Here is a 12,787-nt window from a genome sequence, read left to right as displayed (position 1 = left end):
CTGGACTCAGGCGTGGACCGGCTCCGCGACGGCCGTCGGGCTGACGGCCGTTTTGGCATCCAGCCAAGCCAGCAGGTCGGATTCCACCTCGGCGCGGTTGATCTCGTTGAGCATTTCGTGGCGGCCGCCCGGATAGACCTTGCTTTGCAGGTCCAGCACGCCGGCGTCGCGGTAGCGGATTTCCAGCTGGCCCAGCGCCAGCCGGCCCAGGCTGACCGGATCGCGGCTGCCGGCGAACAGCAGGATGGCGCAGCGGCGGTTGAGGCCGGTTCCGGCCGCTTCGCCGTTTTCCATTTCGACGATGCCGGCGAACAGGTCGGCCCACAGGCCCGGGGCCGGGTCGAAGCCGCAGCGCGGATCGGCGAGATAGGCGTCGACCTCGGCCCGATCGCGGCTGAGCCATTCCATTGCGGTCCGCCACGGCGGAAAGCCCAGGTTGAAGCTGCCGAACACCAGCGACGCCATCAGCCGGCTGGGCTTGTCCCCGCCGCCCCTGCGGCCCAGCCAGCGCGCCAGCGCGCCCAGCGTTTTCGCCAGCGGCCGCTGGCGGTAGCCGGTGGAGGACAGCATCAGTCCGGACAGCTGCTTGCCGTGGCGCAGGAAATAGGCGCGGGCGATGAAACTGCCCATGCTGTGGCCAAACAGGACGATGGGCAGGCCGGGATGCCGCTCGGCCGCGTGGCGGCGAACCGTCTCGATATCCTCCACCACTTTGCGCCAGCCGTCGTCGGCGGCGAAGAAACCCCGCGGCTGCGGCGCGTCGCCATGGCCGCGGTGGTCGTGCGCGTACACCGCGTAGCCGGCGGCGGTCAGCGCGCCGGCGAAACGGTCGTAGCGGGCCGCGTGCTCGCTCATGCCGTGGGAAATCAGCACCACGGCGCGCGGCGGGCCGTCCGATGGCCATTCGCACAAGGGGATGTCGACGCCGTCGGCGGCAGGCAGCAGAGTACGGTACATGCGTTGTCCTTTTTGTGATTCTAGTCTAACGCGATCGCGGCGGCGATTCGCCCCCGGACGGCCGGGCCCAGGCATTTGAGATCGTCCCGCGCGAAGCCGCGGGCCAGGCCGCCAGATTGGGGTTTCCATCCGCTCAGCCCAGCAGCGTCCGGCGGTCGAAATCCGGGTTGGTCAGCGAGGTCAGCACGTGGTCGCGCCAGGCGCCGTCGAGGAACAGGTAGTCCTTGGCCTGCCCTTCGACGGCGAAACCCAGTTTTTGCAGCAGCGCCGCGCTGCGGACGTTGTGCGGCTGGTAATTCGCCTGGATGCGGTGCAGCTTGAGATCCGCGAAGGCGAAGGCGATGGCCGCCTGCAGCGCCTCGCGCATCAGGCCCTGCCCCTCGCGCGCCCGGTCTATGCCGTAGCCGAGGTGGCAGGCCTGGAACACGCCGCGGACGATGTTGCTGAAACTGACGGTGCCGATGATCCGTTCCGGTTCGGCCGGCGTCGCCAGCAGGAAGCGCGCGCTGACGCCTTCCTCCCAGCTGCGCGCGGCCTGGCGCAGCTGCATCGCCCAGTGGGCTTCGGTGTAGAACTGCGGGCCGGCGGTCGGGTTCCACGGCTCGAGGTGGGCGCGGTTGCGCAGATGGTAGTCGAGCGCGGCCGCGGCCAGTTCCGGGCGGGCTGGCAGCAGCCGCAGCCGTGGCGTGTCGAGTATCGGTTGGGCGACGGTCATGGCGTTGCGTTTTTTTATGACATGGCCGTAGATAGTAGTCGCAACGCCGGGCGATGCTCAAGCGACGCCGCCGGCGAGGGGCCGGCGGCGGGAGGTCCAGGCTATGGCGCGGCCATCGCCGGAGGGTTCCGGCAAGCGCGGGGTTTCAGCCGGCCAGCTTCTCCAGCGCCTCGCGGTACTTGGCGGCGGTCTTCTCGCGCACGTCCAGCGGCACGGCCGGGGCCGGGGCCTGCTTGTTCCAGCCCGAGGCCTCCAGCCAGTCGCGGACGAACTGCTTGTCGAAGGACGGCGGGTTGCTGCCGGGCTGGTAGCTGTCGGCCGGCCAGAAGCGGCTGGAATCCGGCGTCAGCGCCTCGTCCATCAACGTCAGCGTGCCGTTTTCGTCCAGGCCGAACTCGAACTTGGTGTCGCAGATGATGATGCCGCGCGTGGCCGCGTATTCGGCGGCGGTCTGGTACAGCAGGATGGCGGTGTCGCGCACCTTGGCCGCCAGCTCGGCGCCGACGATGGCCTCGCACTGGGCGAAGCTGATGTTTTCGTCGTGATCGCCCACCGCCGCCTTGGTGGAAGGGGTGAAGATGGGCTCGGGCAGCTTGTCCGCTTCCTTCAGCCCGGCCGGCAGCGCGATGCCGCAGACCGAGCCGGACTGCCGGTATTCCTTCCAGCCGGAGCCGGCCAGGTAGCCGCGCACCACCGCCTCGATCGGCACTGCTTTCAGGCGCTTGGCCACCACCGCGCGGCCTTCCACCTGCGGCAGGTCGGCCGCCGCCACCACGTCTTCGGGCTGGTCGCCGGTCAGGTGGTTGGGCACCACGTCCTTCAGCTTGTCGAACCAGAAATTGGAGATGGCGGTCAGGATTTGGCCCTTGGCCGGGATCGGGTCGTCCAGGATCACGTCGAAGGCGGACAGCCGGTCGGTGGCGATCATCAGCATGCGCTGGTCGTCGATCTCGTACAGGTCGCGCACCTTGCCGGAGTAGATCTTCTTCAGGCTGGTCAGGTTGGTGGTGGAGAGTCCGGTCATCATGCTTCCTTCGCGGGCAGGGGGTTCTGTTGGATTCGTTTCAGCGCTTCGCGCCGCGACAACGGCGACAGCGCGGCGGACGCGACGAAGCCGCGCACGGCCTCGGCGTCGGTGTAAGCGTATTCGCGCAAGGCCCAGCCTATGGCCTTGCGGATGAAGAATTCGGGATCGGCGGCGTTGGCCGAGCAATAGCGGAACAGGCGTCCGGCGTCGGTGTCGCGCTTCCAATACAACTGGTGCAGGATGGCGACGCGGCGCAGCCAGAAATCGCTGTCGCCGGCCAGCGTGTCCATCTCGGTCTGCAGTTCGCGCCGGCCGCGGACCAGCCCGCCTATCACCCAGGCCGCCAGGCCGTCGACGGTGTCCCACCATGACTTGGCGGTCACCAGCGCCAGCAGCCGCGGCAGGATGGCCGCCGGCAATTCGGCGGCATGGCGGGCCAGCAGGTCGAGCGCCACGTACTGGAATTCGCGCTCAGGTTCTTGCCACAGCCTCTCGGCCAAGGTCAGCCACACATCAGGACCGGCGGTGTCGTGGGATTTGATCCAGGCTACGGCGGCCTTGCGCCGCGCGGGCGCGGCGACGCCGAGGAAGTCGAACTGCCCGCGCATATAGGCGCGCATCGCCGGCGCGCGCGCCGGATCGGCGGCGGCGGTCAGTTGGGCGCGCAGCGCGTCGATTCGATCCATCAGCCGGCCTCCTGCTCGAAGAACACCATGTCCCGATAGGGTTGGGCGCGACAGGCGGCGAGGCGGCTCTGCAGCGAGCCGACGTGCAGCTCCAGCCGATGGCCGTCCGGGTCCAGGAAGTAGAAGGAGTCGCCCTCGCTGCGGTTGTCTTTCCAGGTTTGGACGCCGGCGTCGCGCAAGCGCGCCGCCCAGGCCGGAAAATCGGCGGCGGCGACGCCGAACGCGTAATGGGTGTAGCCGCGGCCCGGTTCGGGCGCGTCCAGAGACAGGCACAGCCACAACTCGCCCAGGCTCAGGTAGGCGCCGCCGGCCCAGCGCGCGTGCGGCCGGGCGCCGAGCAGGCCGTGGTAGAAGTCCCAGGACCGGTCCAGGTCGGCGACCGCCAGGGTCAGATGATTGAGTCCGTTCAGCTTCATCGGGATGAAAAATGGCGAAGCCGCCGGCCTCGCCATCTCGCTCGCTACAGGGTGTCCTTCAGCGCCCTGGCCTGCTCCAGCGCCTCGTCGGCGCTGGCGGCCATCACGTTGAAGTGGCCCATCTTGCGGCCCGGCCGCGCCTGCTTCTTGCCGTACAGGTGCAGCTGGGCGTTGGGCGCTTCGGCCAGCACGTCCCAGTTGGGCTCGTGGCCGTCGTCCTTCCACACGTCGCCCAGCAGGTTCACCATCACCACCGGGCTGAGCAGGTCGGTGCGGCCCGGCAGCAGGCCGCACATCGCGCGCACCTGCTGCTGGAACTGGTCGGTCAGGCAGGCGGTGAGCGTGTAATGGCCGGAGTTGTGCGGCCGCGGCGCGATCTCGTTGACCACCAGGCTGTCGTCGGCCAGCACGAAGAATTCCACCGCCAGCACGCCGACGTAGTCGAGCGCCTCGGCCAGTTTCCGGGCCATGTCCTGCGCCCGCGCCGCCAGCGCCGGAGCGATGCGCGCCGGCACGATGGATTCGTCGAGGATGCCGTTCTTGTGGATGTTTTCCGCCACCGGAAACACCGCGCTCTGCGCGCCGCTGACGCGGGTGACGATGGCCGACACCTCCAGCTGCAGGTCCAGCATTTTTTCCAGCACGCAGGCCTGGCCGCCCAGGTTGGCGTAGGCGGCGCGCGCCTCGTCGGCGGTCTGCACCCGTACCTGGCCCTTGCCGTCGTAGCCGAGGCGGGCGGTCTTCAGGATGCCGGGCAGGTAGGGCGCCAGGTCCACCTGGATGTCCTCGACGCTTTCGATGGCGAGGTAGGGCGCGGTCGGCAGGCCGGCCTTGTTGATCCAGGCCTTCTCGGCGATGCGGTCCTGGGCGACGGCGACGCAGTCGCCGGACGGCGACACGCGGGTGCGGCGCGCCAGCTCGCGCATCGCGTCGGCGTTGACGTTCTCGAATTCGGTGGTGACGGCGGCGCAGCTGTCGGCCAGCTCGCGCAGCGCGGCCGGGTCGTTGTACGGCGCGCGGATGTGGCGGTCGGCGAAGGCCGCCGCCGGCGCGTTCTCGTCCGGATCCAGCACGGTGACGCGGTAGCCCATGGTTTTGGCGGCCACGGCGAACATGCGGCCGAGCTGTCCGCCGCCGAGTATGCCCAGCATCGCCGGCGGCAGGATGGCGGCCATTATTCGACCTCCGGCAATGTCATCGCCAGCACGGTTGCTTCCTGTTGCTTGCGGAAGCCGATCAGTTGCTCGGCCAGTTCCGGCCGGGTGGTCGCCAGCATCGCCACCGCGAACAGCGCGGCGTTGGCGGCGCCGGCCTCGCCGATGGCGAAGGTGGCCACCGGGATGCCCTTGGGCATCTGGACGATGGACAGCAGCGAATCCTCGCCGCGCAGGTATTTGGACGGCACCGGCACGCCCAGCACCGGCACGTGGGTCTTGGCGGCCAGCATGCCCGGCAGATGGGCGGCCCCGCCGGCGCCGGCGATGATGGCCTTCAGGCCGCGCGGCGCGGCTTCTTCGGCGTACTGGAACAGCAGGTCCGGGGTGCGGTGGGCGGAGACGACGCGGGTTTCGCAGGCGACGCCGAAGTTTTTCAGCACGCGGGCGGCGTGCTGCATCACTTCCCAGTCGCTGTTGCTACCCATCACGATGCCGACTTCAATCATGGCGATGCTGCTCGCGGATGGTGAACGAAGAACGCGATTTTAACCGATGGCGCGGGCTACCCGTTATGGTTTTTTATTTTCATATCAAGACAGTTAGAGAATAAAGCTGTCTCGAAACAATGCTCTCACGCCAGTTTCGGATAGGTGAACAGCAGCAGGTGCAGGGTGTTGAAACCCAGGTGCGCCAGCACCGCCAGCCACAGCTGGCGCCGCGCGGCGTAGATCAGGCCGTAGCCTATGCCGGCCAGCGTGGCCAGGCCCATCCAGGCCCAGCCGCCGGCCAGGTGGGCGAGGCCGAACAGCAGCGACGCCGCCATCAGCGCGGCGAAAGGCTCGGTGCGCAGCTCCAGCCAGCGCTGGACGCCGGCGCGGAAGAAGGCTTCCTCCACCAGCGACGCCAGGAAGCAGTTGGCCAGCAGCCACGGCAGCAGCCAGGACGGCCACTTGGGCGCGAAGCCGATCACGCCGACGGCGGCGGCGATGCCGAGCACGAACAGCAGCGCCAGCGCGCCGACCGCGGCCGCCGGCCAGCCCAGCCGCCGCTCCGGCAGCGGCGCGCGGGCGAGGTTTAACAACAGCAGCAGGCCGGCCAAGCCCTTGTCGTAGCTCCAGAACAGCCGGTAGGGCGCGCTGTCGGGGCTGGCCCGGCCCTGCCACAGCAGCGGGTTGTCGAAGCCGGGCAGCGCGTGCACCGCCAGCGCCAGCAGCGCGGCGATCCATACCAGGTGCAGCTCCGGCCGCGGATGGCGGCGCAGCGCCAGCGTCAGCCCGGCGACGATGGCCGCGGCCAGCGCGCCCAGCGGCTGCAGCACGCCGGCGGCCAGCGCCAGCATCGCGCTGGTGATCAGGGCGATCCAGCCGGGCGCTTCCTGGCGCAGGCTGGCGGCGGTCAGGCCCAGCGCCAGCAGGCCGTAGGCGGCCAGCGTCAGGGAGGAAAGCGTCAACATGGCGGCTCCGTCGCGGGATGGGCAAGCGCCCGATGATAAGGCTTGGACGCGGCGAGGCCAAACGCTTCCTCAGGGCTGGGGCGGATGCGGCCGCAGCAGCCGGCGGCGCTGGGCGTCGGCCAGGTAGGCGGCGATCGGCGCCGCCTCTTCCGCCGGGATGGGCGCCTTGAACGCCAGCCGCATCTTGTCGACGACGGCGCGCCAGCGCGCTTCGTCGAAGTCGGGCTGCAGCGCGATGTAATCGGCGGAATGGCAGACCAGGCAGCGCCGCAGCGCGGCCTGGTAGCCGGGATGGCCGCTGTCCGGCAGCATCGCCGTCTCGTTGGGCAGCGCGATGCTGGCGGCGCCGGCGGGGGCGGCCAGCAGGGCCAGCGCCAGCAGCGCGGCCCTCATCGCTTAACCTCGGCGACGACGATTTCCACCCGCTCGGCGACGTTGCGGGCGTAGCCGCCGGGGTTCCACGGCTGGCGCAGCGGCTGGCGCTGGCCGTCGTTGGCGGCGGCGCGCGCCATCAGAGTCAGCGGGCCCGGCTTCACGCCGTCCAGCGTCAGCGTCCACGGCCGGAAGGCGAAGCGGCCGATGTCGGGGCCCAGCTCGGCCTGCCGCCAGCTGTCGCCGCCGTCGGCGGAAACGTCCACCCGGCGGATGCCGCTGCCGCCGTCGAAGGCGATGCCGCGCAGCGCCAGCCGGCCGTCCGGCGCGGCGATCGCGTCGCCGTGGGCGGGGTGGGTGATGAAGCTACGCACCTTCATCCGGGTCAGCCGCGCCGTCCTGTCCGGCTTGGTTCCCGGCGGCACGCCGTTGTCCGGCGTGTCGGGCACGGTGTAGGCCTGGCTGGCGAACCAGCCGTCGAACACATGGTCGAGCACCTCGATATGCGACAGGTGCTTGATCCAGTAGGCGGCGTAGAAGCCGGGGATGACCAGCCGGATCGGGTAGCCGTTCAGCACCGGCAGCGGCTGGCCGTTCATCTCCCAGGCGATCATCGCCTCCGGCCGCAGCGCGTCGGCGAGGTCCAGCGAGCGGACGAAGGCCGGCGTTACCTCCAGCGCCGGCTGGTCGGTGCCGCGGCAGGCGATCTGGCGCGCGCCGTCGATCACGCCGGCGGCGGCCAGCACGTCGGCCAGCCGCGCGCCGGCCATCTCGACGCAGGCCATCGAGCCGTTGCCCAGCTGCGCGCCCTGCACCCGCGGCTGGAACAGGCCGCGGCCGTTGCCGGCGCATTGCATCACCACGGTTTGCTTGAAGCGGGGAAAGCGCTGCAGCTCGCTCAGCGTCAGCGTCAGCGGCCGCCTCACCTTGCCGTCTATGGTCAGCGTGTGGGCGGCGGGGTCGATGTCCAGCGGGTGGCCGGCCAGGTGGTAGCGGACGAACACCGCCTCGTTGGGCGTGATCAGCCCGCGGTCGAATTGGGAAAACGGCGTTTCCAGATGCACCGGGCGGGTGGTGATGCGCAACAGCGGCATCTTCTGCGGATAGGGGACCAGCTCGCGCCAGCCGTTGTCGAAGCCCTGCTCCAGCCAGGCGGCGCGCGGGCGGCCCGCCAGGCCCAGCAGGCCGGCGGCGAGGCCGGCTTTCAGCAAGGCCCGGCGGGTGGCGGCATCGTCCATGTCCGCGCCTTTCCAGAAGGGAATGGACGCGATGCTAGGCGCCGCGCGGGCGGCCGTCTACCGGGGAAAGGGACAGGCGCTCAGCCGCGGCGGGCGCGCCAGCGCCGGGTCAGCGCGCCCGCCGCGGTGGCGAGGATGCCCAGCGCGGCCACCCATACGCCCAGGCCGAAGCCGGGCGGCATTTCGCCGGCGTCGGACGCGGCGGGCTCGGCCAGCAGCATCAGCAGCAGGCCGGCGACCAGCAGCAGCGCGCAGCCCAGCCAGTACAGCCGGCGCTGGTGCCAGCCCTGGAACAGCGAATACAGCAGCGAGCCGAGGTACAAGCCCAGCAGCGCGGCGGCGGGAATCCATTCGGAGGAAGGCGTGGACATCTATCGGCGGGAATCCGGATCAAAACACGATAGACCCGGCCGGGCGGGACTGGTTCGCCCGGCCGCGCCCTGCTACCAGCTGCGGTAGGGATGCTTGGACAGGTAGGCGTTGGTGTAGCGGCCGTCCTCGGTCACTTCCTCGCCCACCCAGTCCGGCTTGGCGAACGGGGTGTCCTCGTCCGGCAGCTCGATCTCGGCCAGCACCAGGCCGGCGTTGTCGCCGAAGAATTCGTCCACTTCCCAGACAAAGCCGCCATGCTCGATGCGGTGGCGCAGCTTGTCCACCACCATCGGGCACATCGCGCCCATGATGGTCTGCGCGTCGGCCAGCGGAATCGGGTATTCGAACTCGTGGCGGCTGACGTTGCTGATATGGCTCTTCAGCGTCAGCCAGGCTTGCTGGCCGACCACCCGCACCCGCACGGTGCGCTCCTTTTCCACCGACAGATAGCCCTGGCGGTATTGCACGGCCGGCGCCAGGCCGCGCCAGCCGTCGCCGCTCACCACGAAGCGGCGTTCGATTTCCAATGCCATCGATCAAGTCCTCAAGCGAAACATTCAGGGTTGGGGATGGGTCAGAACGGCTTGACCACCACCAGGATCACCACCGCCAGCAAGACCAGCACCGGCAGTTCGTTGAACACGCGGAACCAGGTGTGGCTCCTGCGGTTGCGGCGGGCGGCGAAGTCCGCGTACAGCCTGGCGCAGTAGCCGTGGTAGCCGACCAGCAGCAGCACCAGCGCCACCTTGGCGTGCAGCCAGCCGCCGGCGATGCCGAAGCCGAGCCACAGGCCGAGTCCGGTGGCCAGCGCCAGCAGGCCCAGCGGCGTCATGAAGCGCAGCAGCTTTTTCGCCATCAGCAGCAGGCGGCCGTATTCGTCGCCCTCGGCGGCCAGCGCCAGGTTGACGAACAGCCGCGGCAGATAGAACAGGCCGGCGAACCAGGACACCACGAAGAAGATGTGTAAGGCTTTCAGGTACAGGTAGCTCATCGACTTTCCAATGGGAGCGGGATGGGGCGATGGACCGGACGGGGCCGGCCCGGTTCCCGCCGGATCAGGACCAGGCCTGCCGTTGCGCCTTCGGCAGCTTGCTAAGCACAAGCTGGCGCGAGCGCTCGATGCCGCGGCGGATGTCATCGGGCGCCAGCGCCTCCAGCGAAACCACCTGCACCCAGCGGGCGCGGGCCAGATACGGCGCCGGGCGCACGCCGGGCAGGCCGGACAACGCCAGGAAGTCATCGTCGGCTACTTTGTAGCTGATGCCGGCCTCGCCGCACACCAGGAACATCTTGCCGCCGATGGAGACCACCCGCGTCCCGCCCCATTTGACGTCGAACTCGGCGCCCGGCAGCGCGCGGGCATGATCCAGCATCTCGTCGAACAGGGCGGCGGGCAGCGGCATCGCTCAGCCTTTCTTCGGCGCGGCCTGGTACAGCGGCCACACCTGCGGGATATGGGCTTGCAGGTCGCGGATGCGGGTGGGGCCCGACGGGTGGGTGGACAGGAATTCCATGCCGCCGCCGCCGCCGGCCGCCTGCATCTTCTGCCAGACGTTGACCGCGGCGTTGGGATCGTAGCCGGCGCGGGCCATCAGCTCCAGGCCCATGATGTCGGCCTCGGACTCCATGGTGCGGCTGTGCGGCTTGGACAGCGTCACGTCGCCGACCAGCGAGGCCAGCTTCAGCTGGCTGTCGTTGAGGCCGACCAGCGCGCCGACCAGGCCCAGGCCCATCTGCTGCGCGTAGGCCTGGCTCATGTTCTCGCGGGTGTGCTCGCGCAGCGCGTGCGAGATCTCGTGGCCGATCACGGCGGCGAGCTCGGCGTCGGACAGCTTCAGCTGTTTCACCAGGCCGGTGTAGACCATGATCTTGCCGCCGGCCATCGCGTAGGCGTTCATGTCGTCGGTGGTCAGCACGTTCACTTCCCAGCGCCAGTTGCGGGCGTCGGGACGGAAGGACGGCGTCTGGGCGATCAGCCGCTGCGACACGCGGCGCACGCGCGCGGTCAGCGCCGGGTCGGTGTTCAGGCGGCCCGCGGCGCGGGCTTTTTGCAACTCGCCGGCGTAGGACTTGGCCGACATCTGCTCCACTTCCTGGCTGGACAGCAGCATGCTCTGGCTGCGGTTGACGCCGACCGCGCCGCCGGCGGTGGTGCTCACCTGGGCGCAGGCGGCCAGCAGGGCGGCCAGCAGCGCGCCGCCCAGCCAGCGTTTCCAGTGCTTGGCCATCAGATTTCCACCATCTGGAAATCGTCCTTGCGGGCGTCGCAGTCGGGGCAGGTCCAGTTGGGCGGCAGGTCTTCCCAGCGCGTGCCCGGCGGGATGCCGTCTTCCGGCCGGCCGGCTTCCTCGTCGTAGATGAAACCGCAGATCAGACACATCCAAGTACGCATCGCATCGCCCTCGTGTTCGGATAAAATGGGTATTCTAAATCGTGCCACCGCAATAAAACAGAAGAGGTTCGCCCTTGACCACTCCACCCTCCCCTCCCGTGGTGCTGACCCTGGCCGGTTCCGACCCTTCCGGCGGCGCCGGCATCCAGGCCGACATCCTGACGCTGGCCAGCCTGGGCTGCCACCCGCTGTCGGTGATCACCGCGATCACGGTGCAGGACACCGTGGGCGTCAACGACCTGATGGTGCTGGATTCCGACTGGGTCAACGACCAGGCCCGTTTCCTGATGGAGGACATGCCGGTGGCGGCGTTCAAGATCGGCATGCTGGGCAGCGTGGAGAACGTCGCCGTGGTGTCGCAGCTGATCGCCGACTACCCGGACATCCCGGTGGTGCTGGACCCGGTGCTGGCCAGCGGCGGCGGCCACGAGCTGGCCGACGAGGACCTGATCGGCGCGATGCGCGACATGCTGATCCCGCAGGTGTCCATCCTGACGCCCAACAGCCTGGAGGCGCGCCGGCTGGCCAGCAACGATCCGGACGAGGACGAGGAGCTGACGCTGGATCAGTGCGCCGAGCGCATCCTGGCATTGGGCAGCCCCTATCTGCTGATCACCGGCACCCACGAGAACACCAAGGAAGTGATCAACAGCCTGTACGGCCAGGACGGCGTGGTGCGCGCCGACCACTGGGAGCGGCTGCCCGGCAGCTACCACGGCTCCGGCTGCACGCTGGCCTCGGCCATCGCCGGCATGCTGGCCACCGGCCTCTTGCTGCCGGAGGCGGTGCGCGAGGCGCAGGAATACACCTACCAGACCCTGCTCAACGGCTTCCGCCCCGGCATGGGGCAGTTCCTGCCGGACCGGATGTTCTGGGCGCGCGGCGACGACGAGGAAGACGGCGATGCCGCCAAGAGTTGAGGGGCTGTACGCGGTGACGCCGGACGGGCTGGACGATGCCCGGCTGTTCGCGCTGGCGGCCGCTGCGCTGGCTGGCGGCGCGCGCGCGCTGCAATACCGCGACAAGAGCGGCGACGCCGGGCGCCGGCTGCGGCAGGCGGCCGAGCTGCAGCGGCTGTGCCGCGCCCATGGCGCGCTGTTCATCGTCAACGATGATGTCGAATTGGCGGAGCGGATCGGCGCCGACGGCGTCCACCTGGGGCGCGACGACGGCGACATCGCCGCGGCGCGGCGCCGGCTGGGCGCGGACGCGGTGATCGGCGCCTCCTGCTACGACCGCATCGAACTGGCGCGCGCGGCGCTGGCCGCCGGGGCCAGCTACGTCGCCTTCGGCGCGGTGTTTCCGTCGCGGACCAAGCCGCACGCGGCCGCCGCGCCGCTGTCGCTGTTCGCTGACGCCGCGGCGCTGGGCGCCAACGCGGTGGCGATAGGCGGCATCGCGGCCGGCAACGCGGGGCGGGCGGTCGAGGCCGGCGCCGACGCGATCGCGGTGATTGGGGGCTTGTTCGACGCGGATGACACCGCCGCCGCCGCTAGAGCGCTGGCGGGTTGGTTCGGAGCACGGTGATGTCGGCCAGCCGGTAGCTGCCGGCGCGGTCTTCCTGGCAGAAGGCGCGGGCGCGCACGGTGACGGCGCGGCCCTTCAGCCTGGCCATGTCTTCCTGGCTCAGCGCCAGGCTGCGCATTTCCTGCTCGCCGCAGGCGGCGCCGTCGTCCAGCCGCAGCGGATGGTCCAGCTTCAGGTGATAGGCCTGGAAAAACGTGCCTTCGGCCTTGCTGCCGGAGCGCACGGGACCGATCACGGTGCCGCGCAGCGTGATCGGGGCGGCGGAGTCGCCGTCTATGCGGAAAACCTGGCCGGCATGGCCGGCCAGGCTGCTCGCCAGCATGAAGCCGGCCAGCGCGGTACTGCAGAGCTTACTCATCCCGATGAATCTATCAGTCCATATTGTTTTCAGACTTGTGCCGCCATTCCACCAGCGATCCCCCTGTCCGACAATCAGGGATATCCCGACGTTCGCAGAATGAAAAATCCCCTGCCG

General features: G+C 69.7%; 19 protein-coding genes. 2 read left to right on the top strand and 17 right to left on the bottom strand.

Going from position 1 to position 12,787, the window contains the following annotated elements; genetic code table 11:
- Positions 1 to 6: 6 nt before the first annotated feature.
- From CV_RS00760 to CV_RS00685, 16 genes are all read right to left on the bottom strand, one after another.
- Entirely contained in the window at positions 7 to 957 is a 951-nt protein-coding gene (locus CV_RS00760) for an alpha/beta hydrolase (protein ID WP_011133722.1), read from the bottom strand.
- A 133-nt stretch (positions 958 to 1,090) separates the two neighbouring features.
- Positions 1,091 to 1,672, bottom strand: coding sequence for a GNAT family N-acetyltransferase (locus tag CV_RS00755; protein ID WP_011133721.1), 582 nt, complete (start codon positions 1,670 to 1,672; stop codon positions 1,091 to 1,093).
- A gap of 145 nt (positions 1,673 to 1,817) precedes the next feature.
- Positions 1,818 to 2,696 carry a phosphoribosylaminoimidazolesuccinocarboxamide synthase gene (locus tag CV_RS00750; protein WP_043595195.1) on the bottom strand — a complete coding sequence of 293 codons (879 nt, stop codon included), beginning with the start codon at positions 2,694 to 2,696 and terminating at the stop codon, positions 1,818 to 1,820.
- Positions 2,696 to 3,385 (bottom strand): DNA alkylation repair protein, encoded by a 690-nt coding sequence (locus CV_RS00745; RefSeq protein ID WP_011133719.1) that lies wholly within the window; start codon positions 3,383 to 3,385, stop codon positions 2,696 to 2,698. Before CV_RS00745 ends, CV_RS00750 begins: the two co-directional genes overlap by 1 nt.
- On the bottom strand, positions 3,385 to 3,801 hold the full coding sequence (gene fos, locus CV_RS00740) for a fosfomycin resistance glutathione transferase (RefSeq protein ID WP_043595193.1): 417 nt from the start codon (positions 3,799 to 3,801) through the stop codon (positions 3,385 to 3,387). The genes CV_RS00745 and fos overlap by 1 nt, the downstream gene beginning before the upstream one ends.
- A gap of 44 nt (positions 3,802 to 3,845) precedes the next feature.
- On the bottom strand, positions 3,846 to 4,976 hold the full coding sequence (locus CV_RS00735) for a 5-(carboxyamino)imidazole ribonucleotide synthase (protein ID WP_011133717.1): 1,131 nt from the start codon (positions 4,974 to 4,976) through the stop codon (positions 3,846 to 3,848).
- Positions 4,976 to 5,464: a 5-(carboxyamino)imidazole ribonucleotide mutase gene (purE, locus tag CV_RS00730; RefSeq protein WP_011133716.1), complete on the bottom strand. Its 489-nt coding sequence runs from the start codon at positions 5,462 to 5,464 to the stop codon at positions 4,976 to 4,978. Before purE ends, CV_RS00735 begins: the two co-directional genes overlap by 1 nt.
- 125 nt (positions 5,465 to 5,589) lie before the next feature.
- Entirely contained in the window at positions 5,590 to 6,411 is an 822-nt protein-coding gene (locus CV_RS00725; RefSeq protein WP_011133715.1) for a CPBP family intramembrane glutamic endopeptidase, read from the bottom strand.
- Between the two features lie 69 nt (positions 6,412 to 6,480).
- A complete protein-coding gene (locus tag CV_RS00720) occupies positions 6,481 to 6,804 on the bottom strand; it encodes a hypothetical protein (RefSeq protein WP_011133714.1) in 324 nt (107 codons plus the stop codon).
- Positions 6,801 to 8,021 (bottom strand): molybdopterin-dependent oxidoreductase, encoded by a 1,221-nt coding sequence (locus CV_RS00715; RefSeq protein ID WP_011133713.1) that lies wholly within the window; start codon positions 8,019 to 8,021, stop codon positions 6,801 to 6,803. The genes CV_RS00720 and CV_RS00715 overlap by 4 nt, the downstream gene beginning before the upstream one ends.
- 80 nt (positions 8,022 to 8,101) lie before the next feature.
- Positions 8,102 to 8,392 (bottom strand): hypothetical protein, encoded by a 291-nt coding sequence (locus tag CV_RS00710; RefSeq protein WP_011133712.1) that lies wholly within the window; start codon positions 8,390 to 8,392, stop codon positions 8,102 to 8,104.
- Positions 8,393 to 8,464: 72 nt separating this feature from the next.
- Positions 8,465 to 8,926, bottom strand: a complete 462-nt coding sequence (locus CV_RS00705; RefSeq protein ID WP_011133711.1) for a CYTH domain-containing protein — start codon at positions 8,924 to 8,926, stop codon at positions 8,465 to 8,467.
- A gap of 41 nt (positions 8,927 to 8,967) precedes the next feature.
- A complete protein-coding gene (locus CV_RS00700; protein WP_011133710.1) occupies positions 8,968 to 9,384 on the bottom strand; it encodes a CopD family protein in 417 nt (138 codons plus the stop codon).
- Between the two features lie 64 nt (positions 9,385 to 9,448).
- On the bottom strand, positions 9,449 to 9,796 hold the full coding sequence (locus CV_RS00695) for an MmcQ/YjbR family DNA-binding protein (RefSeq protein WP_011133709.1): 348 nt from the start codon (positions 9,794 to 9,796) through the stop codon (positions 9,449 to 9,451).
- 3 nt (positions 9,797 to 9,799) lie between these two features.
- Complete coding sequence (locus CV_RS00690; RefSeq protein ID WP_011133708.1) at positions 9,800 to 10,621, bottom strand: M48 family metallopeptidase; 822 nt, start codon at positions 10,619 to 10,621, stop codon at positions 9,800 to 9,802.
- On the bottom strand, positions 10,621 to 10,785 hold the full coding sequence (locus CV_RS00685) for a rubredoxin (protein ID WP_011133707.1): 165 nt from the start codon (positions 10,783 to 10,785) through the stop codon (positions 10,621 to 10,623). The genes CV_RS00690 and CV_RS00685 overlap by 1 nt, the downstream gene beginning before the upstream one ends.
- A 74-nt stretch (positions 10,786 to 10,859) precedes the next feature.
- On the opposite strand from CV_RS00685, the gene CV_RS00680 reads away from it, so the two are divergent.
- Both CV_RS00680 and thiE read left to right on the top strand, forming a co-directional pair.
- Positions 10,860 to 11,705: a bifunctional hydroxymethylpyrimidine kinase/phosphomethylpyrimidine kinase gene (locus CV_RS00680; RefSeq protein WP_011133706.1), complete on the top strand. Its 846-nt coding sequence runs from the start codon at positions 10,860 to 10,862 to the stop codon at positions 11,703 to 11,705.
- Complete coding sequence (gene thiE / locus CV_RS00675) at positions 11,689 to 12,312, top strand: thiamine phosphate synthase (protein ID WP_011133705.1); 624 nt, start codon at positions 11,689 to 11,691, stop codon at positions 12,310 to 12,312. The genes CV_RS00680 and thiE overlap by 17 nt, the downstream gene beginning before the upstream one ends.
- On the opposite strand, the gene CV_RS00670 is transcribed toward thiE, so the two are convergent.
- Entirely contained in the window at positions 12,278 to 12,670 is a 393-nt protein-coding gene (locus CV_RS00670; RefSeq protein ID WP_043595188.1) for a hypothetical protein, read from the bottom strand. The two genes, thiE and CV_RS00670, sit on opposite strands and share 35 nt — an antisense overlap.
- Positions 12,671 to 12,787 lie beyond the last annotated feature (117 nt).

The sequence above is a fragment of the Chromobacterium violaceum ATCC 12472 genome (assembly GCF_000007705.1).
In the GTDB taxonomy this organism is placed as follows: domain Bacteria; phylum Pseudomonadota; class Gammaproteobacteria; order Burkholderiales; family Chromobacteriaceae; genus Chromobacterium; species Chromobacterium violaceum.
This window is presented reverse-complemented; position numbering and strand designations above follow the sequence as displayed.

Excerpts from the sequence above, each read along its gene's own strand:
- CV_RS00715 (WP_011133713.1), bottom strand. The coding sequence starts at position 8,021 with ATGGACGATGCCGCCACCCGCCGGGCCTTGCTGAAAGCCGGCCTCGCC.
- thiE (WP_011133705.1), top strand. The coding sequence starts at position 11,689 with ATGCCGCCAAGAGTTGAGGGGCTGTACGCGGTGACGCCGGACGGGCTG.
- purE (WP_011133716.1), bottom strand. The coding sequence starts at position 5,464 with ATGATTGAAGTCGGCATCGTGATGGGTAGCAACAGCGACTGGGAAGTG.
- CV_RS00750 (WP_043595195.1), bottom strand. The coding sequence starts at position 2,696 with ATGACCGGACTCTCCACCACCAACCTGACCAGCCTGAAGAAGATCTAC.
- CV_RS00720 (WP_011133714.1), bottom strand. The coding sequence starts at position 6,804 with ATGAGGGCCGCGCTGCTGGCGCTGGCCCTGCTGGCCGCCCCCGCCGGC.
- CV_RS00735 (WP_011133717.1), bottom strand. The coding sequence starts at position 4,976 with ATGGCCGCCATCCTGCCGCCGGCGATGCTGGGCATACTCGGCGGCGGA.
- CV_RS00755 (WP_011133721.1), bottom strand. The coding sequence starts at position 1,672 with ATGACCGTCGCCCAACCGATACTCGACACGCCACGGCTGCGGCTGCTG.
- CV_RS00690 (WP_011133708.1), bottom strand. The coding sequence starts at position 10,621 with ATGGCCAAGCACTGGAAACGCTGGCTGGGCGGCGCGCTGCTGGCCGCC.
- CV_RS00710 (WP_011133712.1), bottom strand. The coding sequence starts at position 8,392 with ATGTCCACGCCTTCCTCCGAATGGATTCCCGCCGCCGCGCTGCTGGGC.
- CV_RS00745 (WP_011133719.1), bottom strand. The coding sequence starts at position 3,385 with ATGGATCGAATCGACGCGCTGCGCGCCCAACTGACCGCCGCCGCCGAT.
- fos (WP_043595193.1), bottom strand. The coding sequence starts at position 3,801 with ATGAAGCTGAACGGACTCAATCATCTGACCCTGGCGGTCGCCGACCTG.
- CV_RS00700 (WP_011133710.1), bottom strand. The coding sequence starts at position 9,384 with ATGAGCTACCTGTACCTGAAAGCCTTACACATCTTCTTCGTGGTGTCC.
- CV_RS00685 (WP_011133707.1), bottom strand. The coding sequence starts at position 10,785 with ATGCGTACTTGGATGTGTCTGATCTGCGGTTTCATCTACGACGAGGAA.
- CV_RS00695 (WP_011133709.1), bottom strand. The coding sequence starts at position 9,796 with ATGCCGCTGCCCGCCGCCCTGTTCGACGAGATGCTGGATCATGCCCGC.
- CV_RS00760 (WP_011133722.1), bottom strand. The coding sequence starts at position 957 with ATGTACCGTACTCTGCTGCCTGCCGCCGACGGCGTCGACATCCCCTTG.
- CV_RS00670 (WP_043595188.1), bottom strand. The coding sequence starts at position 12,670 with ATGAGTAAGCTCTGCAGTACCGCGCTGGCCGGCTTCATGCTGGCGAGC.
- CV_RS00705 (WP_011133711.1), bottom strand. The coding sequence starts at position 8,926 with ATGGCATTGGAAATCGAACGCCGCTTCGTGGTGAGCGGCGACGGCTGG.
- CV_RS00725 (WP_011133715.1), bottom strand. The coding sequence starts at position 6,411 with ATGTTGACGCTTTCCTCCCTGACGCTGGCCGCCTACGGCCTGCTGGCG.